This window comes from Corynebacterium argentoratense, assembly GCF_021491455.1.
Lineage (GTDB): Bacteria > Actinomycetota > Actinomycetes > Mycobacteriales > Mycobacteriaceae > Corynebacterium > Corynebacterium argentoratense_A.
Genome location: NZ_JAKETN010000001.1, coordinates 253210 through 274278, shown reverse-complemented (window position 1 = coordinate 274278; position 21069 = coordinate 253210). Strand labels below are relative to the sequence as shown.

The window sequence follows — 21069 nt, the reverse complement described above, 5'->3', positions numbered from 1 at the left end:
GCATTTAGGCCTGTCCTATACCGACGTTCACAACGCGTGGGGCTCCACCTCTTTTAGAGAGGTGGAGCCCCACGCGTTAATGATGAGTGGCGCGCAACTTTGCTTATTCAGCGATGATGACTTCCACACCGTGGTCACGAAGAGCTTCGACGAAGCTCTCTGGAGCTTGGGCATCGGTGATGACGACATCGATGTCGCTGATTGTTGCGAAACTGACGAGGAAGTCGCAACCCATCTTCGATGCATCACACAAGACGACCACCTTGCGGGCATTAATAATCATGGAGCGCTTCACAGCGGCTTCTTGGGAATCTGCTGTCGACAACCCGTGGTCTAGGGTCAAAGCGTTGGTTCCGATGAAAGCTACATCGGCGCGCATGAGGGCGAGTGAGCGTAGAGCAGTATCTCCTACTACCGCCTGGGTGATTGCTCGTACGTTTCCTCCGAGGAGCTGCACTTGATCAAGGCCAGCGTTAGCAAGGTTCAGGGCTGTCGGCAGGCAATTGGTGACGATGGACCAATGTTTAGACGCGGCGTGTTCCGCGATCAAATCACCCAGCGCAGAAATCGTGGTGCCGGCGTCGAGAAAAATGCCTCCTTGGGCACTGGGGAGGAATTCTAGAGCTGCTTTTGCAATAGCGTGCTTGGCGTGAGATGCAGAGCGGGAACGCGCATCGACGGTGAGCTCGTTGGTTTGAAAGTTTTGGCTAGCTACTGCACCGCCGTGGACTCGATGCACAACACCCTCGGCATCTAGCACTGCGAGGTCGCGGCGGATTGTTTCTGCAGTGACGTCAAAACGGGCTGCTAGTGAAGTGACGTTGACGCGACCTTCGACGGCCGTCAGTGAGGCGATTTGGCGCCGCCGTTCTTCGGCATACATCGTTCGGTCCCTCTTTCCTTCTCATCACCTGCCGCTCGGACATCGCATCCCAGCAGTATGTGACTTTTATGTACGTTTTGTAGCTCCCAGTGTCTCACTATTTCGGGCATGATGTCGGGTAAACGTGCCCGAGTATGTTTATTTTTGCGGTTTTGTGTGGAGTGTGTGTGGGCCCTGTGTGGCTTTGCACCAGCCTGGGGCAAGTGGATGTTTTCTTAAAGGGATGCCTAAATTGGACGTTTAACTGCTCAAATGCCGTGACGTACTGCCAGCTTTGCGCGAGAATAGCTGGACTAATTAGAGAACTAAACCATAAAGGAATAGGGGATTGTGGCCCATATGTAAAAAAGAGTCACACCCCCACATCTGGGGGTGTGACTCTCCGGGGTTGTGTGCTACATCTTCCTGAAAACGGAAACGACCTTTCCTAGGATTCGTGAATTCATAGCTGGGATTGGCTCAAAAGCAGGGTTGTGCGGGATAAGCCAAATGCCGGTGTCATCACGGTGGAACTCCTTGACCGTGGCCTCGCCATCGATGAGCGCGATGACATAATCGCCGGGCTCTGCAGTAACTTGTGCGCGAACAACAACCCAGTCGTCCGGCAAAATTCCAGCATCGCGCATTGATTCGCCGACGATCCGAAGCATGTAGAACTCCCCACCGCCCAGCACAGTTGCCGGCATGGGGAAAAACTCCTCAATATCTTGATGCGCCAGGATTGGGTCGCCTGCAGCAACCTGCCCAATAACCGGAATGTAGTGCGGAGGAACGTGGTGGCTGAGGTCTGCGCCCTCCTGGTAGCCATAAGCGGGGACTGCGCCACCTGTCATTCCAGAAGTGCGTGGGCGGGTTTCCTTAGGAACGGGGCGTACCGAGTGGACATCCAGCGCCCGGGGCTTTTGCGGGTCTCGTCGCAGGTATCCCTTTTTTTCCAACTCGCGAAGTTGATATGCGACCGATGACGTCGACTGTAGTCCGGTTGCGTTGCCGATCTCGCGGATGCTCGGCGGATAACCAGTGATGGCGATCGAGTCGTTAATAACCTCCAGCACCCGGCGCTGCCGCGGGGTGAGGGGGGCGTCTGCAGATTTTGGTCGTCGTCCCATTGCGCTCAAGTCCTTAAGTAAAAGCGGTTGTCAGAAAGTTATTCGTGTCGTCCCCCGCGGGTGTGACCTCGTGGGGTGTTTCCCAGGAAAGTCTACAACATGAGTGGGGGACAGTGGCTGCCTTTAGCTCTATTATGTTCGATATATACGGTTTTGTCGAAAGATCCGGATGTGCAGGGGTTTGTCTGCTCAAATCGAAGGCTTTTAGAACGAGTGATCGGCGAAAAGGCCGTCCACTGTCCGATCGACTTTCTAACGTTGCTGCCATGATGAACAAACAGACACTACTAACGAACTCTATGACAGTACTTCCTGCAGAACGATGGGAGAAAAGTCCTAAGGCAACCTGCGAAGTACGAACCCTCTATCACTCCACGGGGCGCTCCATCACTGCAGAGACCTCTCACGGTTTCCTGCCCGAACCCACCGCTCGTGGTAGCTTCGTGCGACGACTTGTGGACCAATCAAGCTTGTTGTTGAGCGCGGTTGGATTTGGTGGAGCCGTTTGTTACATGCTTGCTGGTGTGATCGTTTAGCGGCCAGTCGACTAGGCTGAGGGGCGTCCGCCGGTCCTTTCATTAAAGTGAGAGCCTATGCACTGCCCCTTTTGCCATAACTCCCATTCCCAGGTGATCGATTCACGCGTGGTAGACGGGGGATCCGCAATTCGACGGCGGCGCGTGTGCACCGAGTGCGACCGACGCTTCACAACAATGGAGAAATCTGTCCTGTTAGTGATGAAGCGAAACGGAATTACGGAGCCTTTCTCTCGAGAAAAAGTGATTCAAGGCGTGCGGCGTGCCTGCCAAGGCCGGGATGTGTCGGACGATGCACTCAAAAGACTTGCGCAAGAGGTGGAAGAAGCCATCCGCAGCCAAGGTCGCTCGCAGGTCAACGCCAACGACATCGGCTTAGCGATCTTGGACCCTTTGCGTCAGCTAGATGAGGTAGCCTACCTGCGCTTCGCATCGGTGTATCGAGGTTTTGATAGTGCCGATGACTTCCTCGCGGAAATCCGCCGCATGAAGCGCCTGAACCGCAATGAACTTGAGGCCCTCTAGAGTTTTGCGATGGCCTTCGAAATGCGCTGCGCGCTAACGCTGTGAGCGGTACCCAGTTGCTGCGCAAAAATACTCACCCGGAATTCTTCGATCATCCATCGGATTGCTCGAACATCTTTTGAAGAGCGACGCGAGGCTGGCATAGCGGCAATTGCTGCATCCAACTGTTCTTCCACCGCGTAGATCGGTTGGCACAAATCTAGGTCGCGGTCGGGATCCCGGCGCGCAGCTTCTAACCTCATCTGCATGGCCTTCACGTAGCGGGGCACATGCTTGAGCTGCTTGATGCCGTGAACTGTAAGCGCGTGTTTAGGGAACATAAAGTCAAGTTGTTCCCTTATCTCTGCTGCCACGTCTCCTGTATCAGCGGCCAGGCTGTCCCGTAGGGACACCGCAGCTGTGACAGACGGAACAACCTCAACAAGCATTCTTCTCACCGCACCCGGAACCTCGGCTCGCACTGCAGACGATAGAGAACAGAAACCCTCGTAGGTGTACACCGGCCCACCGTGAGCACTGATCGCATCGCGCGTGGCAGCCGCAGTTGCATCAGCGCAAAGACCGTCCGGCCCTCCGTGAGGATAGTTGTCGACAGCTACTCGCTGCTGTAGCGGCAAACCCTTAAACATTTGCTTGCTGTTGACTTTCACCTCACTCAGAATCAGTTGCAGGATGGTCGAAAACATAACGGTCTTGGCCTGCTGCTCGAGGGGGTAGGTTCTTAGCTCCAGCAGTGGGGCAGTCACGAAAGTGGCTTTGTCTCCGTCATTACGCGGGACAATAGTCGCAGCCTGGTACATCTGGACCTCACGGCCATCGATGTGACGCTGTACAACGGGGGTAATATCCCCAAGACCTTCCCGCGTCCACCCCGCAAAGACCGCAGAGGAATCGCTAGCAGGACGTTGCTTGTTTGGCTTGTTAGGGGCTGGTTTTTTCTTCGTGCGTTTGCTTGCTGAATGGGTGCGGGCAGCGGCCCCATCACGAGCGTCACGAGCCGAGGTTGTGCGTAGCGCAGCGCTGATCTTTTCCGAACAGCGTGACTGTAGGCGAGATAGCTCCTTGTCGCTGTCGATAATCTCGCCACGCTTATCTACCGCGGCGAATGTCACCCGCAGATGAGGAGGTAACTTGCTGGGGCGAAAATCACGCGCATCGATACCTGAACCACCTAGTGCACGCAGGCGCTCCGCCAGAACCTCCACTACCGGACGATGATAAGGCTCGCCAGGTTCAACCGCGCCAAGTGCCTTTTGCGCGAAATTCGGTGCCGGCACCACGCTGCGTCGAAGGGGCTTGGGGAGTGTCTTGATTAGCTCTTGGAATAATTCAGCACGCAGACCAGGAACCAGCCAATCGAAACCTTCACTGCGAACACCTGCAAGCAGTGGAATAGGAATACGCACGCTCACGCCATCATCAACAGCACCAGGCTCGAAACGATAGCTCAATTCGAAATCAAAGCTACCCTGCCTCCACACATCAGGAAACGCATCCTCCGACACATCCTGAGCATCCTCAGCGAGAAGGCGCTCCGGATCAAAATCAAGAAAATGCGGATCCTCAGAACGCTGCTTCTTCCACCACCCGTCAAAATGCTTTGCCGACACCACGCCTTCTGGAAGACGACGGTCGTAGAAATCAAACAGCACCTGTTCATCAATGACGATGCCACGACGCCGCGCCTTATCCTCGAGCGCTGCGGCCTGTTCCAACTTGTCGACATTGTCATGGAAAAACCTATGCTTGGTCGACCACTCGCCACCAATAAGAGCGTGCTCGATAAACATTCGGCGAGCAGCGTGGGGGTCGACAGACGCGTAAGCCACCGTTCGGTCTGCCACGAGCGTCACACCAAACAACGTCGACTTTTGCGTACACACAGCAGCCCCGCGACGTCGTGACCAGACAGGATCGGAATACTGGTGCTTGAGAAGCCGTGCCCCCAGACGTTCCGCCCAGCGAGGATCTATCTTCGCTACCTCGCGTGCCCACAACCGGCTGGTATCGACCAACTCCGCAGCCATGATGAACTCCGGAGGCCGCTTAGCAACAGAAGAACCCGGGAAAATCATCACAGTCGTTCCGCGCGCCCCACGAAACTCCTTGGACTCCAATACTCTGGCTGCGATGTGCGAGAGCAAACCGCTCAGCACGCTCTGATGAATACGATCGCTTTGATCGCCCGTCACACCAGCCGTAATGACGCCAGCACGAGGGCTAGACCCGGGCGCGGAGGCTTGCTCAAGCTCAGCAAGCGCTGAACCCACACCAGGGTCACGGTTAACTTCCCAACCCAAATCAGAAGCAATACCTACGAGCTGCCGATAAAGATCACGCCACTCCCGGAAGCGAACATAGTGCAGAAACTCGGACTTCATCCGCTTACGCAAAGCATTACCGCTCAGAGCCTGCTGCAACTCATGGAGATAGCGCCACAACGCTAAATAACTCAAAAAATCACTCGTGGGTTGAGCAAAACGAGCGTGCAACTGCTTTGCTTGGGCCTCGTTATCCTGTGGCCGCTCACGGATATCCTGGACCGTAATCGCCGCGACAATCACCAAAACCTCATGCAGCACCCCCTGATCAGAAGCTGCAACCATCATCCGAGCCAAACGCGGATCCAAAGGGATGCGGGACAACAACTTGCCGACCCTACTCAACCGAGGTGAAGAATGATCCGCGCGCTCATCCAGAGCGCCAAGCTCGTGCAACAGCAGCAGACCATCGCGCACAGCCTTAAACTCAGGTGGTGCAATAAACGGGAAATCCTCCACCGCGCCCAAACGCAAAGAAGCCATCTGAAGGATGACGCTCGCCAAATTGGTACGCAAAATCTCCGGATCGCTAAACTCTGGCCTTGATAGGAAATCCTGCTCCGAATACAACCTGATAGCCACGCCATCAGCTAAGCGCCCGCAGCGGCCACTGCGCTGATTAGCACTCGCCTGTGAAATCGGTTCGATAGGCAAACGCTGAACCTTCGTGCGCGTCGAATAGCGGGATATACGCGCAGTGCCCGTATCAATAACGTAGTGAATGCGCGGAACCGTCAGCGACGTTTCCGCAATATTGGTGGCCAACACAACGCGGCGTCGTGAACCAGGGGAGAACACTCGGTGCTGCTCCTCATTCGACAAACGGCCAAATAGAGGGACAAACTCCATTGCCCTCAAAGGGCCGCCAGAAGACGCGCGCTGCTGCAAAGCTTCCTGAGCATCCCGAATCTCACGCTCGGTTGCGAAAAAGCACAAGATATCGCCATCGCCCATGCGAGCCAACTCTTCCGCCGCATCACCGAGGGCTTCAAGGGGATCACGCTGGATTGAGCACTCAGAATTCGAAGGATCCGGCACCTCCAAAGGACGATAAAGAATATCCACCGGATATGTACGTCCCGAAACCTCAATAATCGGCGCAGGAACACCGTCCGCTGACGCGAAATGTTCTGCGAAGCGCTCAGGGTTGATAGTCGCCGAAGTAATGATGACCTTGAGGTCGGGACGGCGGGGGAGCAGACGCTTGAGATACCCGAGCAAAAAATCGATGTTGAGGCTACGCTCGTGGGCTTCATCAATGATGATGGTGTCATAAGCCTCAAGCAGACGGTCGCGCTGGAGCTCAGCGAGCAAAATACCGTCCGTCATCAACTTGATCGATGTATGCGCCGCAACCCTATCGTCGAAACGAATGGCATAACCCACCGCTTCGCCAACAGGTTGGCCAAGTTCTTCCGCAATACGCTCAGCAACTGACCGTGCAGCAAGGCGCCGCGGCTGTGTATGCCCGATCATCCCGTCCACACCGCGGCCCAATTCCAAACAAATCTTCGGGATCTGCGTTGTTTTACCAGACCCGGTTTCGCCGGCGATGATCACCACTTGGTTGTCGCGGATGGCATCGGCTATGTCCTTACGGCGCGAGGTAACAGGCAAGGCCTCGGGAAAAGTAAGAGGCGGACAGCCAGGTGCCATGCGTGCAGTACGCCGGCGATCGAGTTCCTTCCGGAAAGAAGCGGCGTGGTTTGTCCTATTACGAGAACTACTGGAGGACTTCTTGGTAGATGAAGAGCGTCTGTTTCGGCGATGGGGCTGTGTCGACATGATTCCACCCAGTGTAGTGCTCAGCCGACATTCGATCCCAAGCAACCGGCCAGTGCGCATGGGGGTACGGTGTGCACAGAAACATAGGTTTAGCTAATGTGTTCTACATGACTAATCTTCAAGGTCCACAGCAGCCACAGCAGCCACAACAGCCACAGGGGCCTCAGGAGGGGCAGGTTCCGCAGCCCTCGGAACCAGCTGGTGGTTTCGATAGCACACCCAGCTACCCGGCTTATCCCGGCGACGCTGCGCAGCAGCCAGCATCCAATAACTCAGCACCGTATCCTCAGCCGGGCCAACCTGTCTCGGCGACGCCTCCGACCGCGCCGCAGCAGTCGGGAGCAGGAGCATACGGCGAAATTCCCGCCTATGGTGTCCCTGTTTACCCGAACTACAACACCGCGCCCGCAGGTGCTCGGGTTTTTGATTCCGTTGGCTATGGCTTTAACAGCTTCTTTGCGAACTTTGGCCCCTGGATTCTGTTCAGCCTGATCATGTTCGCCGTCCAGATACCTAATGGTGTGTATGGCTTCGTGGAGAGCTTCACCCGGTCCTACCCGGAGCCTGGCGCTGAGGTGACCGTCGCTGACTCTATGAGCGTTGGTGGGACCATTGTTCAGGTCATCACGGTGCTCGTGACCTTCGTCATTACCGCCATTGCGGCGTTGGGCGCCATCAAGCAGGTCAATGGCCGGAAGATCACCATCGGCGAGATGTTCAGTGGCGTACCTTATGGCCGAGTCATCGGACTCCAGCTGCTTGTAGCCGTGGTTCAGGGGCTCGCGATGATTCCGCTGGCCTTCGGCCTCATCCCCCTTGCCTCCATCGCCGATGACGACCCTAACGGCGCGATGGTCGGCATCGCCGCTTTCTTCGGCGCTGCCGCAGTGTCGGCTATCTTGTACTTGCTCATCTCGCCACTGTTTAGCCTCATGGTCTACGCCTTGGTCGACGAAAATCTTAGTATCGGTCAGGCGTTCAAGCGGGGTTTCAACGTCGCCAAGAACAACTACCTCAAGACCCTCGGTTTCACGGTCATCATCGGCCTGCTCAACAGCGCGGGCGCTCTGCTCTGCGGTTTTGGTTTGCTTCTCACCGCGCCAGCCGCAGTCTTGGCGTCGGCTCACTTCTGGCGCAGCCTCATCGGTGGTACCACAGTAGTGCCCGAACAAATCCAGTAGCATCCTGCGGCCCATTCATTTATCGGGCTGAAAGGTGAAAAGGACGCTCACAGACAGCGTGGGCGTCCTTTTCTTTGCCGTTCGCGCAGCGCACGGAGCGAAAAATGGTTGTAGTTAAAGAGACTCGTGGTAGGCGCGCGTCAGGATATCTCCGAGACTGGCGAAATGTTTGCCGCGTGCCGAAGAATTTCTGTACACCAGCCCAATGGTTCGGTGGGCACTAACCTCTGGCGCAAACTGGGCCACTGCCAGACCCGGGCGCGAGGCCTCTGATTGTCGGGCGGACAAGGGGATCATGGAAATACCTAGGCCACCGGCGACGCATTGCATGATTGTCGGCAAGCTGGCGGCCCTCGTGGCGGATGCTGTAATCGACGCGGTCGAGGGGCCGGTGTCGTCTGCTGCTTGCTCGCTCAAACCCTGCGATGGGAGCTGCGTGCTGCTGTGCTGGTTATCAGAGGCTTGGGTCAGGGACGCGTGGGTGCTGCACAGCGATACCACCTGATCGCGCAGACAGTGGCCGTCATCTAGCAAAAGCAGCTCACTGCCGTCGAGATCCTCCATGGTTACTGACGATGCGCCAGCAAGGGGGTGTGTGTCAGGAGTGACCACCAAAAAGGGTTCTTCATAGAGCTCAAGGGCTGACAATCCGGCGTAAGGGCCAGGTAGAGCGACCACCGCGACGTCAAGCTGACCATCCCGCAAAGCTGCTATCAAAGCATCGGTCTTATCCTCGATAATCCGCGGCTCCAGTGCAGGCAGATCCTGACGGGCGATAGTTAAGAACTGGGGTAGAAGATAGGGGGCGATAGTAGGGATAACCCCGATGCGCAAAGGACCGCCGAGGTCGTCGTCAACTACCAGTGCTTGGGTAAGGAAATCCTCTGCAGCCTCCAAGGTTGCCTGAGCAAAGGGGAGCAACTCCTCCCCTGCGGGGGTGACGATAACCCGCCGTGTTGAGCGCTCAATGAGCTGAACGCCGAGACCTTTTTCAAGGGAGGCTAGAGCCTGCGAAAGAGAAGGCTGCGAGATACCTAGAGCTTGTGCGGCTGTTCCGAAGTGTTTTTTCTCAGCGATGGTGACGAAAGCGCGCAGCTGGGCGAGCGTCGGCCGGTAGTCTTTATTAGTCATTCTTATCACTATATAACACACCCGAAAGAAAGAGCTCTTGACGATTTGGCTATTGCAAGGCATAGTGGAAGGCGTCCCAAAAAAACAATCGACTCGAAACATCGAGTGAGGAGATTTTCCATGGCATTGCTAACCATCGGCGACAAGTTCCCAGAGTTCACTCTCACCGCACTCAAGGGCGGCGACCTCCACAACATTGAGGCTTCCCAGCCCGAAGACTACTTCGAGACCGTCACCAACACCTCTTACCCCGGTAAGTGGCTCGTCGTGTTCTTCTACCCGAAGGACTTCACCTTCGTCTGCCCCACTGAGATTGCTGCATTCGGCAAGCTCAACGAGGACTTCGAAGACCGCGACACCCAGGTTCTCGGTGGCTCCATCGATAACGAGTTCTGCCACTTCAACTGGCGTGCAACCCACCCCGAGCTCAAGGAAGTTCCCTTCCCGATGTTCGCGGATGTTAAGCACGACCTGATCAAGGCTCTCGGTGTCGAAAACGCAGACGGCGTTGCTGACCGTGCGACCTTCATCATCGATCCCGACGGCATCATCCAGTTCGTTTCCGTTACCCCCGACGCTGTCGGCCGCAACGTTGACGAAGTTCTCCGCGTTCTTGACGCTCTTCAGTCCGAAGAGGTCTGCGCTTGCAACTGGCAGAAGAACGATCCCACCAAGAACATCAACAAGATGGAGCAGCTGCAGGAGGGCCTGAAGTAAATGTCGATCGATAACCTCAAGAGCGGTCTGCCCGAGTACGCTAAGGACCTCAAGCTCAACCTGGGCACCCTCGCACGCAGCACTGAGCTGAGCGAACAGCAGCTGTGGGGCACCTTCGTCGCCACCGCCGCGGCTACCCGCAACGACGCTGTCTTCTCCGAGATCGCTGACGAAGCCAAGGAGCACCTCTCCGACGAAGCTTTCAACGCAGCCCTCGGTGCAGCCACCATCATGGCTATGAACAACGTGGCTTACCGCGCCAAGGATTTCCTCGGTAGCGACTACACGCCCGTCAAGATGGGTCTGCGCATGAACATCATCGCTAACCCGGGTGTGGAAAAGGCTGACTTCGAGCTGTGGGCTCTGGCAGTATCCACCATCAACGGTTGCGAAACCTGCACCGCTGCCCACGACAAGACAGTTCGTAGCGAAGGCCTCACTAAGGAACAGGTATTCGAGGCAGTCAAGATTGCCGCCACCATGCAGGGTGTTGCTCAGGCAGTGCAGATCGAAGAAGCACGCTAAGACACAGACGCCCCAGAGCTGTAGCGGCCCGTTCCGTCGCAGCTAGGCGAAAGCCCCTGGTTACCGTCCCTCAAGGACATAGCCCGGGGCTTTAACTATTGCTACTCACCCTTTACTGCACAACACTGCACCACACCCGGCCACACCGCCGGGACCTGCGTCAGTAGTCAATTCGTAGCGCACGCAGTCGAACTTCTCCGGCGCTATCGCTGGCATCAAGATCGACTAGGCCAACAAAAGAGAACGCGCAGTCGTCTTCGGGATCCTTCACAACCTGGCGGACCAACCACAAGCGCGCACCTTCGGGCGCGGGGGCGTTCAGCAGCTCCCTGAGCTCCGCGTCGTCAGGATGTTTATTGAGCATGAAGTATTGGGGGCCACGAGCCTCTGGCCCAACGTCGAGGTCAGCGTAATCATCAAAGTATGCGTCTAAGGCGGCGCCGAAATCGGGAATCGTAGCGCCGATATCTCGCAGGTAGTCTACGCTATCGGCGAGCTCGTCTTCTTTCTCGAAGGCGAAAAGTTGAACAATTCGGAACATAAAGTTGCGGATCATAATCCCGAAAGCCCGCGGGTTAGCAGATAGGGCGTTGGGATCCTTCACTCCAAAAGCAAGCTCCTGCTGCAGCGCTTCTTCGCTAATTGGGGCGTCGGGATCAGCCATGAGTGCCCACTCGTCCACGAGGGAAGAATCGACTTGGCGGATGAGCTCCCCAAGCCACTCAATAACGTCATCCAATTCCTCCGTGTAGGCCTCCGTGGGAACAGAGTGCTTCAGCGTTCGCCACGCATCGGTGAGATAACGCAGGACAACGCCTTCCGACCGTGCCAAGCCATAGGTGGCGACAAGGTCGGAAAACGTCATCGACTTTTCAATCATGTCACGCACGACTGACTTGGGGGAGATACTAAACTCCCTAGCCCACGGATGCCCCTCGCAATAGGTGGTGTAAGCCTGTTCCAGCAATTCCTCGAGCGGTTTCGGCCAGGTGATCTCTTCCAAGATAGCCATCCGCTCGTTGTAATCAACGCCCTCTGCTTTCAGCGCGGCTAGCTCTTCTGACCGTTCGGCTTTCTGCTGGGCGATGAGAACCTGCCGTGGATCGTCCAAAATAGACTCAAACACACTAATGACGTCGCGGGTGTAGCTGTCTGCTTCTTTGTCTAACAGCTCCAATGCTGCCAGGGCGAAGGGGGCGAGTGGCTGGTTTAAGGCAAAATCTGGTTGCAGGTCTTCGGTTAGTTCGTAGCGTCGGCCGGTGGGGTCCGGGGTGTCAAGCCGCGTTGCTACTCCGGCGGCAACGAGTCCACGCAAAAGCTCGATGGTGGTTTGAATGTCCCTGTTTTGTTGGGTGCGCGTGTTGTGGTTGCCGCGCAGCAGGCGCTTCATATGCTCGTAACCGTCACCGGGTCGGGTCAAAACGTTGATGAGCATCGAGGTGGATACCTTGAATTGGCTCGTCAGTTGTTCTGGTTCCGCAGTGGTGAGACGCTCGTAGGTCTTTTCGGTCCAAGCGACCTCACCGGGACGGGCAGATTTCTTACGGAGCTTTTTTAGCTTCTTGGGGTCTTGCCCTGCCCTCGCACGCAAGCGATAGTTTTCTATTTCATGTTCGGGGGCTTCAATGATGACAGTCCCGGCGGTGTCGTAACCGGCGCGGCCAGCGCGGCCCGCTATCTGGTGAAACTCTCGAGACTTCAGGAGGCGCTGTTTGGTTCCATCGAACTTCGCTAAACCGGTTAACAGCACGGTCCGGATGGGCACGTTGATTCCAACGCCTAGGGTGTCGGTGCCGCAGATAACCTTTAGGAGGCCCTGCTGTGAAAGCTTCTCAACTAGACGGCGATACTTGGGCAGCATCCCCGCGTGGTGGACTCCGATGCCTTTCCGCAGAAGTTTGGACAGAGTTTTGCCAAAGGTACTGCTGAAACTGAAGGCCCCTATTGCTTCTACAATTGCTTCTTTTTCTTCTGATGCAACGATCGTCAATGACGTCAGCGATTGGGCACGCTCGATAGCATCACGTTGGGAAAAATGGACGACGTAAATGGGAGCCTTGCCGTCTTTAAGGAGGTTGTCGATGGTTTCGTGGACAGGGGTGTACACGTAGTGGAAATCAAGAGGCACAGGCCGGGTGGTACCACTGATCATGCTTGTGGTGCGACCAGTGCGGCGCTGTAGGTCTTCTTCCAGCCACGAGGTGTCGCCGAGAGTTGCCGACATCAGCACGAACTGAGCTTTGTCTAGCTCCAAAAGGGGAACCTGCCAGGCCCAACCACGGTCTGGTTCTGAGTAGTAGTGGAATTCGTCCATCACAACCTGATCGATACGCGCCCGGTTGCCTTCTCGGAGGGCGATGTTGGCCACGATTTCAGCAGTCGCGCAGATGATCGGTGCGCCGGCGTTTACGCTTGCATCTCCTGTCATCATGCCAACATTTTCAGGGCCGAAATATTCACAGAGGCTGAAGAATTTTTCGCTAACGAGCGCTTTGATGGGTGCGGTGTAGAAAGAGCGCTGGCCCCGGGCTAGTGCGAAAAAGTGAGCGGCGATAGCCACCATTGATTTGCCGGATCCTGTGGGGGTGGCAACGATGACGTTGTCGCCTGCGAGCGCAGCCAGCGCGGCCTCTTCCTGGGCAGGGTAGAGGGTGATGTTCTTCGACCGCGTCCAGGCGGTGAAACTATCCCAAATTGCTTCGTCGATGAGGGACTCAGGCACATCATCGAGGTCGGGGAGCAGGGAGGTCAGGCTGCGGATCTCGCGCGGGTTAGTCATCAGATTCTGTGTCTTCCTGTGGTGGAAGGTCGGTGCTGTCTTCAGGAAGATAATCCTCCAGGTAGTTTTCGAAGGCAGCTGCTATGTCGTCGCCACTGGGGAGATCCTCGGGGTTCGCTGGCAGACCTCCCTCAATTTGAGCAGCTTGTTTCCGTTCGTTGTAGCGACTCATCTCTTCGTCATATTGCTGCTCTAACGCGGCCACCACGTGCTGTACTTCGGGTGTCGTGTCAGTGTGCTCGGCAAGCTGAATGCTGGCTTTTTCGACGTCTTGTTCAATCGTTCCAAGCGGTAGCGTCAACTGGGCGCTGCGCTCGAGAGCTTGCAGAAGGCTCAGGGTTGCTTGCGGGTAGTCGGCGTTGGCGACGTAATGGGGTACATGTGCTGTCAGCCCAGTGACAGTGTGATTATTGGTGCTGAGGGTGTGCTCGATGTGCAACTGGGCGGCGCCGGGGAGGGAAATTTTGGCGTCCAGCGTGTAGTAATCCTTCAGTAATGCTGGTTCGTTTCCGTGGGCGGTGATGACCAGTGGGCGCGTGTGGGGCACAGCCATCGGCGCGGAGTAGAGGCAGATCGTTTGCTTGATGTCGAAGTCTTTGACGAGTTTGAGCACTGAGTCGCTGAAGGCTTCCCATCGCATGTCCGGCTCGGGGCCGCTGAGTAGGAGGAAGGGGCGATTGTTGATGTCGCGGAGGAGGTCGACGCCAATGTCCATGGGGTCGATGTCGACAACCTGGTTGGCATCGATGAATGCGGTGGGGCGACGGGACCGGTAGTCGATGAGTTCGTCGTTGTGAAAAGTCGCGAGTTTGGTGTGTTCGAGGGCGTCGAGTAGGTGCGTCGAGGATGCGTAGATGGCGTTACCTGCGTCCGCATACCCGTGCAGTGCGACGATGAGCGTGGGATCGCCTGGCCCGTCGTGGACATCTGGTGCTGGGTATTCGAGCTCGTACATAGTGCCTTTACTCTACCTGGTTGTGCTGGGTTTCCTTGGTGGCGCCTCCTGGGGGGAAGCCCTTGCTGCGGTGTGCGGGCGTAGCCGAACCATTGTAGACGGCCCCGGTAGAAGATAAAAGCGCGTTGCGATTGTTCTGTGGATAATTCTCCGCGATGCGCTGTTTTATCCACAGGATGTTGTTGCTGCTGGTGCATGCAGGCTGCACTTTTAATAATGGCGCTATGGAAAATGCACAGTTTTATAAAAGTTCAGCGCAGGGTGATCCTTCAGCTGCGACAATGCCGCTGATCAGCGACAGCTTTGACCCCTACGAGTTCATCTCGAGTGTCCCTTCCTTGCTTGGTTTCTACCCGGCTGAGTCGGTGGTGCTTGCAGGTTTTGTTGAATCATCGCCTACCGGGCACTCGGATGGGTCCGGTGGAACCGCCTCTACCGCAGTGCTTGGGCCCGTGGGTCGTGTAGACATTGATGACGCCGCGGGTTTGCGGGAGATTGCCGAAGCTTTTAGCAGCCAGCCGTGCATCCTCGTCCTAGCCGTGGTGGTAAGCGAGTTCGGGGACAGTGAGGGTGCCAGAGCCGTTGAGGCCTTGGAGGGACTGTATGGTGTGCCGATCGCGCTGGCGTGGATGATTGAGCGCATCGAGCCCGGGCAGACGTATCGCTTGTTACATATGAATCGCAACCTGGCTGTGCGACAAACACCTGCGCAATGGCGGGGCGGGTGTTTGGGCGGCACCCTGCACACCAAGGCGTTGCATCGTTATGCTGCGGCTGGGGTGGTGCCGGAGCTCAGTCGGGAAGATCTTTATGCTTCCTTCGAACCGGAAGCTGCCGCCATTGTGCCGCCGGTGTTGGAACATGAGCAGCGGTTGGACAGACTTGAGGCAGATATTGCTACGGGTAGGGATCTTGATGCGGTGTTGTCTGCGTCGAGCCCGAGGGAGCTTGTGCCTGATGTGGCGCGGGAGTTTCACGAAGCAGTCAATGGCCTCGATGGGCTAGCGCAAACCGAAGCTCGCCTAAGCGGAATGCACTGCCAGGCGTACTGGAATTCATGGGAACGCCTGTGGAAACTGTGCGCGTCGGATCATTCGCGTGATTTGGTGTTCTACGAGCTGTTTTGCGAATGGGGTGATGACGTTGCGGACCCTGTGTCGGATGCACCCTACCGCGACGCGCTACTGGCACTGAGCCGCATAGCGCGAGGCTCGGCGCGCAGCAACGCGTTGTGCGTGTTCGCTGTGGTGTGTATTCATGACGGCTTGGTTCCGCTGGCGACAGCTGCGCTGCGGGTGGCCTACGACAATGACCCTGAACATACGCTCAGTAGGCTGATGCTGATGGCTATGAACCAGGGCAAGAGTAGTGAGCTGATGGACACGCTACGTAGGGGAGTGGCGTCCTATGTCGAAGCCCCAGAGTAGTCGCGCCAGAAGGCCCAGGCGTCTTCCACAATTGTGCGCAGTGACGTCCTAGAGGGGGACCAGCCAAGTTCCTTAATGGCGCGTTCGGAGGATGCCACGAGGACTGCGGGGTCTCCCGGACGCCGATCTGCGATACGTGCGGGGATGGGAAGGCCGGTGACTTCTCGGCACATATCAACGACTTCTTTGACGGAGTAGCCACGCCCGGAGCCAAGATTAAAAATGCGGTGAACCCCCGGAGTATTACTTAGACATGCGAGGAGGTGCGCATCTGCGAGGTCCCGAATGTGAATGTAGTCGCGTACTGCAGTGCCATCCTCGGTAGGCCAATCGTCGCCGAAAATGGCGATTTCTTCGCGGTCGCCCGACGCAACCTGAAGCACGAGCGGAATTAGGTGGGTTTCTATTTCGCGGTGTTCACCGATGGTGCCATAGTGTGAATCAACGTAGGCGCCGGCGACGTTGAAGTAGCGCAGGCTGGTGGCGCCCAGGCCGTAGGCCGATGCATAGCTGGTGATGATGTAGTCAATCGCGAGCTTAGTTGCACCGTAGGTGTTGGTGGGCTGGGTGGGTAGATCCTCTGTGATCGGAACAATCTCGGGTTCGCCATAGGTGGCGGCGGTTGAAGAAAATACAAGGTTGCCGACGCCGTGTGCGCGCATGGAATCAAGCAGCTTGAGGGTGACGACGACATTGTCGTTCCAATATCTAGCGGGTTCGACTATGGACTCGCCAACCAGTGAGCGGGCCGCGAAATGCATGACAGCATCAAAGTCGGAAGAACTCAAAACATCGTCAATGACGTCTTCTAATCGCCCTTCGACGAGTGTCGCATCCGGGCACACAGCGTCGCGATTGCCGGTACTGAAGTCATCGATAATGGTGACGTCATGATCATGTTCACATAGAACAGCGGCGCAGGTGCTACCAACGTAGCCTGCGCCGCCTGTAACCAAAATCCTCATGACATCACTATGCCACGAAAGTGTTCGTGCTTAGTCAACGAAGTCCACACGAATAGCGTGGGAAAGATCCTCGTCGAGGTCGATGGTGGCTACGTCGGTCGTGACACGGACCAGACCGCGTGCGTACAGCACGTCAACCTCGGCGCCAACAGTAATACCAGCGTTGGTGAGCTCGCGGTACTGCTCATCGTCAACCTGGAGGATTTCGTTGAGCTGGACAATACGGACGCGGAAGTCCTGACCATCGGGGAGGTCGTTGAGGCGGGTGCCTGGGGATGCTTCTTCCACATCATCGTGGGTGAGCTCCGACAATCCCGGAATCGGGTTGCCGAAGGGAGAGCGGTCGTAGGAGGGAAGAACCTCAACGAGGCGACGCTCCACCTCGTCGCTCATGACGTGCTCCCAGCGGCAGGCTTCGCCGTGAACCTTTGCGATGTCAAGCCCAATGATGTCGGTGAGCAGACGCTCAGCTAGACGGTGCTTGCGCATAACAGCGGTAGCGAGGCGACGGCCATCGGTGGTCATTTTGAGGCTGCGGTCGCCGGCGACGATAACCAAGCCGTCGCGCTCCATGCGCGCAACAGTCTGGCTCACCGTGGGGCCGGACTGCTCGAGACGCTCGGCAATACGAGCACGAAGCGGAGTAATGCCTTCCTCTTCGAGTTCGTAAATAGTGCGCAAGTACATCTCTGTTGTATCGACGAGATCCTTCACGGTGACCTAAACCTTCCTTAACTGTAGAGCTGGGGCTTCGCTAGAGTGGCGCAGCGCTATTAAATAGTAAGACTACCTACAATAGCCGGGTGCTGCTCGGAATACTACACCGCTAGCGTGGCACATCCGGGCATTGCCTAGCCTTAACATACCCTAACCTGTGGTATTTTTAAAGAGCGTAGGCCCGTAGGCGGTCAGCGCGCTCGCCGTCGCGGAGCTTCGCCATCACTTCACGCTCAATTTGTCGGACGCGTTCCCTGGACAGTCCGTAGCGCCTACCAATTTGGTCGAGGGTGCGTGGGACACCATCGTCGAGCCCGTAGCGCATGATGATGACGTCTTGTTCACGCTGTTCAAGAGAATCAATGACCGTCCGAATGTCCGAGTGTCGGAGGGAAGCCACTACGGCGGACTCTGCGTCTGCCGCATCGGAATCCTCGATAAAATCACCAAGAGGCGCTTCTTCATCAGCTCCAACGGGCATGTCCAAGCTGACGGGGTCTCGCGACTGACGGAGTAGAAGTTCAATCTTTGACTCGTCAATGCCGGACTCTTCGGCAAGTTCCTCGTTGGTCGCTTCACGCCCAAGGTGCTGATACATCTCACGACGGATCCGCGACAGCTTGTTTACTTGCTCAACTAGGTGGACAGGCAGGCGAATGGTTCGCGACTGGTCAGCCATCCCTCGTGTAATAGCCTGACGGATCCACCAGGTGGCATAGGTAGAGAACTTAAAGCCCTTGGTGTAATCAAATTTTTCCATGGCCCTGATCAAACCCAGGTTGCCTTCCTGGATGAGGTCCAGCAGGGGCATACCGCGTCCGGTGTAACGCTTGGCCAGCGACACGACCAAACGGAGATTAGCTTCGAGCAGGTGGGTGCGGGCCGCACGTCCTTGCTTAGCGATGATGTTGAGATCACGACGCTTCGCGCGCGTGAGTGGCTTGTCACCAGGATTATTCAAAAGATGTTCAGCGTAGAGCCCGACCTCGATTGTTCGTGCGAGCTCGACTTCGTCCTCTGCGCTCAGCAGGGCAGTTTTGCCGATGCCATTGAGATAGACGCGAACGAGATCAGCAGAGGGATTGTCATTGGTATGGCCTCGCCGACTGCCTCGGTCAACCTCTTCGGCCCCATCCACAGCGGACAGGGACTCGGTATCGCTGGCGGTCTGCGTTGCTACGGCTGACATAGTGCCTCCAATGCGTCAGTAGTGCGGGATGCGTGATGCTCCTACACCCTCCAACGCGACGCGGGTGAAAAAAGTTCCCGGAGTGTCCGTTTGAAGGAAAAGCGTTGCCCCCGCCGCACACTAATCAGCCTCGACGATGACAGTAAAGGGGCCCTCATTGACACTGGATACGCGCATCATCGCTCCGAAGCGTCCTTGTTCGACATGGATTCCCCGGGCGCGTAATGCCTGAGCAATCTTGTCGATAACAGGCTCGGCAACGTCGCCTGGAGCGGCATCCGACCACGAAGGACGACGCCCTTTAGCCGTCCGCCCGTGAAGAGTGAACTGGCTAACCAGCAACACCGGTGCCTCAGCATCTTCAACGCTTCGTTCCCCGTCAAGAATGCGGAGTTCAGCGATTTTACGAACCATTGTTTCCCAGGCCTGGTCGGAATCCTCCCGCCCAACACCAACAAGGGCGAGTAGTCCGCCAGTGTCCGGGCATGAGATAGAGCCGACAACCTCACCGTCGACCGTCACCGAAGCCGCACTGACTCGGGTAAGAACAGCTTTCACAACAAACCACCTTAAAGACTTTTTCTAAAACCACGCGTCAACGACAGTCGTCCGGTCTATCCGCCACGAGGGATTCAGGAATGACTAGACCGTGACGAACCAGCTCCACGATCGACCCAGCAACAAAACGACGGAACTGTTGCTCATCATCGACCAACGCGGGCTGTTCTCTAGACTGCAAGGCCGTCGACAAGACATACAAGTCAATAACTTCACCCAAGCACAATCCGTCCGGTCGCAACCCGGCAATAATCGTGGCTAAAGCGGGGTCGATGTCGTGGCTAAACAGCACACCATCCAAGCGCGACAAACGAGTGACCGTATGCTCGAAACCACCCTGCGCATCCGGGGCAACCTGGGAAACAACATCAATCGCAGCCGCAGGGGAAACTGCAAAACGCGAAGCCAACACCTCCTCCTCGGAAACGCTTAATGCCCAGTCATTCAGCGCAAAGAAGCCCTCGACCTCAACACCAATAGGGTCGGTATGAGGCTGAGAAATACGCTCAGCGACAACATAATCCTGCTGGTCTGGCCCATTGCGACGCACAGCGATATAGCCAAACCCGATCGACGCGACGTCATGATCCTTAAAGTGCTTCAACCAACGGCGCGTACGCTCAATGGCCTCGGGACTACGGGGATCGACACCCTCGTCAGCAGTCCACGTAGCCACATACTCCGCCGCGCTCACATGATCACGTTCAATCACCCACGCACTGCAGCCTTCGGGAACCCAGGCAGACACACGCGCAGCATCACCAACCCATGCCCCCATCAACACAGCAATCCCACCTGATTCCAAAAACTCAGGCACAGTGCGCACCAACATCTCTGTCGCCTGATCGAGGTTCATACCAGAATCCCGATACACGTGTCCGACTTCCGGAAGCCCCACCACAAACGGCGGATTAGCAATAATGCGCTCAAAACGCTCGCCCGCAGCCACAGGCTCAAGCCAACTGCCCTGACGCAAATCCACATCCTCATCCAACCCAGCCGCAGCCAAGGTAGCTCGAGCAAAATCCAAAGCCCGCGGATGAATATCAGTGCCCACCAGACGCGGCGAACCCCCATCCGAAGCCACTGCATGCCGCATCGCCTGCACCAACAACTGAATACCCCCACCCGTACCAACATCCAGAATCGAAGAAACAGAAGAATCAGGCACAGCCTGCGCTAAAGACAATGACGCCGCGCCAATCCCCAACACATGATCAGAACCAGGCACATGCGCAACAAAAGAGGCATCGACATCAGAAAACACCAACGGCCCCTGCGCTAAAGGCCGAGCATCAAAAGCGAAATAAGCAGGCACAGCATCCTGCCCCGAAGCAGACTCCACACCGTCCCACGACCACGTCCCCTGCGAAGGCTCAATAATCAAACCCCCGCGAAGAAAATCCTCATACACCCGCGGCCCACACTGCGCATCCATCCACCCACGCAGACGCGGATCCGGCACGTGAAGAAACAACGAACGAACTAGAACATCCAACGCAGAATCGCCATCACACGCAGCAATCGCAACGCCGGGATTACCAGACATTACCGCGGCATAAGCGCCAGGAATACGACCATCCAGGAAGTTCGCCAACCCCACAGTCGAATACCCTTCAGCAAGCAAAGCCTCACTCAACACCCGAGCATGCGTAACAAGAGCCCCCACATCATGAGGAGGCTGATAACCCGGCCCCGGGCACGGAAAAGAAGCCGCAGAAACATGAGTGTGCTCGCTGGGGGAAACCATATGAGACACCTTAAAG

The 21069-nt window shown here is 56.6% G+C and carries 16 protein-coding genes; 5 read left to right on the top strand and 11 right to left on the bottom strand.

Annotated elements, in window-relative coordinates; translation table 11 throughout:
• Positions 1 to 103: 103 nt before the first annotated feature.
• Positions 104 to 883 (bottom strand): DeoR/GlpR family DNA-binding transcription regulator, encoded by a 780-nt coding sequence (locus tag L1C91_RS01260; protein ID WP_234857628.1) that lies wholly within the window; start codon positions 881 to 883, stop codon positions 104 to 106.
• Positions 884 to 1278: 395 nt separating this feature from the next.
• A complete protein-coding gene (gene lexA, locus L1C91_RS01255; RefSeq protein ID WP_234857627.1) occupies positions 1279 to 1992 on the bottom strand; it encodes a transcriptional repressor LexA in 714 nt (237 codons plus the stop codon).
• A 593-nt stretch (positions 1993 to 2585) separates the two neighbouring features.
• Here lexA and nrdR point away from each other — a divergent pair.
• Positions 2586 to 3053 (top strand): transcriptional regulator NrdR, encoded by a 468-nt coding sequence (gene nrdR, locus L1C91_RS01250; RefSeq protein ID WP_234857626.1) that lies wholly within the window; start codon positions 2586 to 2588, stop codon positions 3051 to 3053.
• Here nrdR and hrpA read toward each other — a convergent pair.
• Complete coding sequence (gene hrpA, locus L1C91_RS01245) at positions 3050 to 7219, bottom strand: ATP-dependent RNA helicase HrpA (RefSeq protein WP_268836178.1); 4170 nt, start codon at positions 7217 to 7219, stop codon at positions 3050 to 3052. The two genes, nrdR and hrpA, sit on opposite strands and share 4 nt — an antisense overlap.
• Before the next feature lie 47 nt (positions 7220 to 7266).
• On the opposite strand from hrpA, the gene L1C91_RS01240 reads away from it, so the two are divergent.
• The gene (locus L1C91_RS01240; protein ID WP_234857624.1) at positions 7267 to 8340 is read left to right on the top strand and encodes a hypothetical protein; all 1074 of its coding nucleotides are present in this window, start codon (positions 7267 to 7269) and stop codon (positions 8338 to 8340) included.
• Between the two features lie 114 nt (positions 8341 to 8454).
• Here L1C91_RS01240 and L1C91_RS01235 read toward each other — a convergent pair whose 3' ends face one another.
• Positions 8455 to 9471, bottom strand: a complete 1017-nt coding sequence (locus L1C91_RS01235; RefSeq protein ID WP_234857623.1) for a hydrogen peroxide-inducible genes activator — start codon at positions 9469 to 9471, stop codon at positions 8455 to 8457.
• Positions 9472 to 9591: 120 nt separating this feature from the next.
• Between L1C91_RS01235 and L1C91_RS01230 the strand changes: the two genes are divergently transcribed.
• The gene (locus tag L1C91_RS01230) at positions 9592 to 10188 is read left to right on the top strand and encodes a peroxiredoxin (protein ID WP_020976410.1); all 597 of its coding nucleotides are present in this window, start codon (positions 9592 to 9594) and stop codon (positions 10186 to 10188) included.
• Positions 10189 to 10713: a carboxymuconolactone decarboxylase family protein gene (locus L1C91_RS01225; protein WP_234857622.1), complete on the top strand. Its 525-nt coding sequence runs from the start codon at positions 10189 to 10191 to the stop codon at positions 10711 to 10713.
• A 160-nt stretch (positions 10714 to 10873) separates the two neighbouring features.
• Here the strand turns inward: L1C91_RS01225 and L1C91_RS01220 are convergent, their stop codons facing one another.
• Together L1C91_RS01220 and L1C91_RS01215 are read right to left on the bottom strand one after the other, a co-directional pair.
• Positions 10874 to 13492, bottom strand: a complete 2619-nt coding sequence (locus L1C91_RS01220) for a DEAD/DEAH box helicase (protein ID WP_234857621.1) — start codon at positions 13490 to 13492, stop codon at positions 10874 to 10876.
• Entirely contained in the window at positions 13485 to 14447 is a 963-nt protein-coding gene (locus L1C91_RS01215; protein WP_234857620.1) for a PAC2 family protein, read from the bottom strand. Before L1C91_RS01215 ends, L1C91_RS01220 begins: the two co-directional genes overlap by 8 nt.
• A 155-nt stretch (positions 14448 to 14602) precedes the next feature.
• Between L1C91_RS01215 and L1C91_RS01210 the strand changes: the two genes are divergently transcribed.
• Positions 14603 to 15874 carry a DUF4192 domain-containing protein gene (locus tag L1C91_RS01210; protein ID WP_234857619.1) on the top strand — a complete coding sequence of 424 codons (1272 nt, stop codon included), beginning with the start codon at positions 14603 to 14605 and terminating at the stop codon, positions 15872 to 15874.
• Here L1C91_RS01210 and galE read toward each other — a convergent pair.
• The 5 genes from galE to L1C91_RS01185 all read right to left on the bottom strand — a co-directional run bounded on the left by galE (position 15853) and on the right by L1C91_RS01185 (position 21053).
• Complete coding sequence (gene galE / locus L1C91_RS01205; protein WP_234857618.1) at positions 15853 to 16839, bottom strand: UDP-glucose 4-epimerase GalE; 987 nt, start codon at positions 16837 to 16839, stop codon at positions 15853 to 15855. The two genes, L1C91_RS01210 and galE, sit on opposite strands and share 22 nt — an antisense overlap.
• A 30-nt stretch (positions 16840 to 16869) precedes the next feature.
• Positions 16870 to 17553, bottom strand: a complete 684-nt coding sequence (locus tag L1C91_RS01200) for a metal-dependent transcriptional regulator (RefSeq protein WP_234857617.1) — start codon at positions 17551 to 17553, stop codon at positions 16870 to 16872.
• 169 nt (positions 17554 to 17722) lie between these two features.
• Complete coding sequence (locus L1C91_RS01195) at positions 17723 to 18745, bottom strand: sigma-70 family RNA polymerase sigma factor (protein ID WP_234857616.1); 1023 nt, start codon at positions 18743 to 18745, stop codon at positions 17723 to 17725.
• A 120-nt stretch (positions 18746 to 18865) separates the two neighbouring features.
• Positions 18866 to 19303, bottom strand: a complete 438-nt coding sequence (gene dtd, locus L1C91_RS01190) for a D-aminoacyl-tRNA deacylase (RefSeq protein ID WP_234857615.1) — start codon at positions 19301 to 19303, stop codon at positions 18866 to 18868.
• A 37-nt stretch (positions 19304 to 19340) separates the two neighbouring features.
• The gene (locus L1C91_RS01185; protein WP_234857614.1) at positions 19341 to 21053 is read right to left on the bottom strand and encodes a DUF7782 domain-containing protein; all 1713 of its coding nucleotides are present in this window, start codon (positions 21051 to 21053) and stop codon (positions 19341 to 19343) included.
• Between the last annotated feature and the right edge of the window lie 16 nt (positions 21054 to 21069).

Excerpts from the sequence above, each read along its gene's own strand:
- L1C91_RS01225 (WP_234857622.1), top strand. The coding sequence starts at position 10,189 with ATGTCGATCGATAACCTCAAGAGCGGTCTGCCCGAGTACGCTAAGGAC.
- L1C91_RS01240 (WP_234857624.1), top strand. The coding sequence starts at position 7,267 with ATGACTAATCTTCAAGGTCCACAGCAGCCACAGCAGCCACAACAGCCA.
- L1C91_RS01235 (WP_234857623.1), bottom strand. The coding sequence starts at position 9,471 with ATGACTAATAAAGACTACCGGCCGACGCTCGCCCAGCTGCGCGCTTTC.
- nrdR (WP_234857626.1), top strand. The coding sequence starts at position 2,586 with ATGCACTGCCCCTTTTGCCATAACTCCCATTCCCAGGTGATCGATTCA.
- hrpA (WP_268836178.1), bottom strand. The coding sequence starts at position 7,219 with ATGCGCACTGGCCGGTTGCTTGGGATCGAATGTCGGCTGAGCACTACA.
- L1C91_RS01220 (WP_234857621.1), bottom strand. The coding sequence starts at position 13,492 with ATGACTAACCCGCGCGAGATCCGCAGCCTGACCTCCCTGCTCCCCGAC.
- L1C91_RS01195 (WP_234857616.1), bottom strand. The coding sequence starts at position 18,745 with ATGTCAGCCGTAGCAACGCAGACCGCCAGCGATACCGAGTCCCTGTCC.
- galE (WP_234857618.1), bottom strand. The coding sequence starts at position 16,839 with ATGAGGATTTTGGTTACAGGCGGCGCAGGCTACGTTGGTAGCACCTGC.
- L1C91_RS01185 (WP_234857614.1), bottom strand. The coding sequence starts at position 21,053 with ATGGTTTCCCCCAGCGAGCACACTCATGTTTCTGCGGCTTCTTTTCCG.
- L1C91_RS01215 (WP_234857620.1), bottom strand. The coding sequence starts at position 14,447 with ATGTACGAGCTCGAATACCCAGCACCAGATGTCCACGACGGGCCAGGC.
- lexA (WP_234857627.1), bottom strand. The coding sequence starts at position 1,992 with ATGGGACGACGACCAAAATCTGCAGACGCCCCCCTCACCCCGCGGCAG.
- L1C91_RS01260 (WP_234857628.1), bottom strand. The coding sequence starts at position 883 with ATGTATGCCGAAGAACGGCGGCGCCAAATCGCCTCACTGACGGCCGTC.
- L1C91_RS01210 (WP_234857619.1), top strand. The coding sequence starts at position 14,603 with ATGCGCTGTTTTATCCACAGGATGTTGTTGCTGCTGGTGCATGCAGGC.
- L1C91_RS01230 (WP_020976410.1), top strand. The coding sequence starts at position 9,592 with ATGGCATTGCTAACCATCGGCGACAAGTTCCCAGAGTTCACTCTCACC.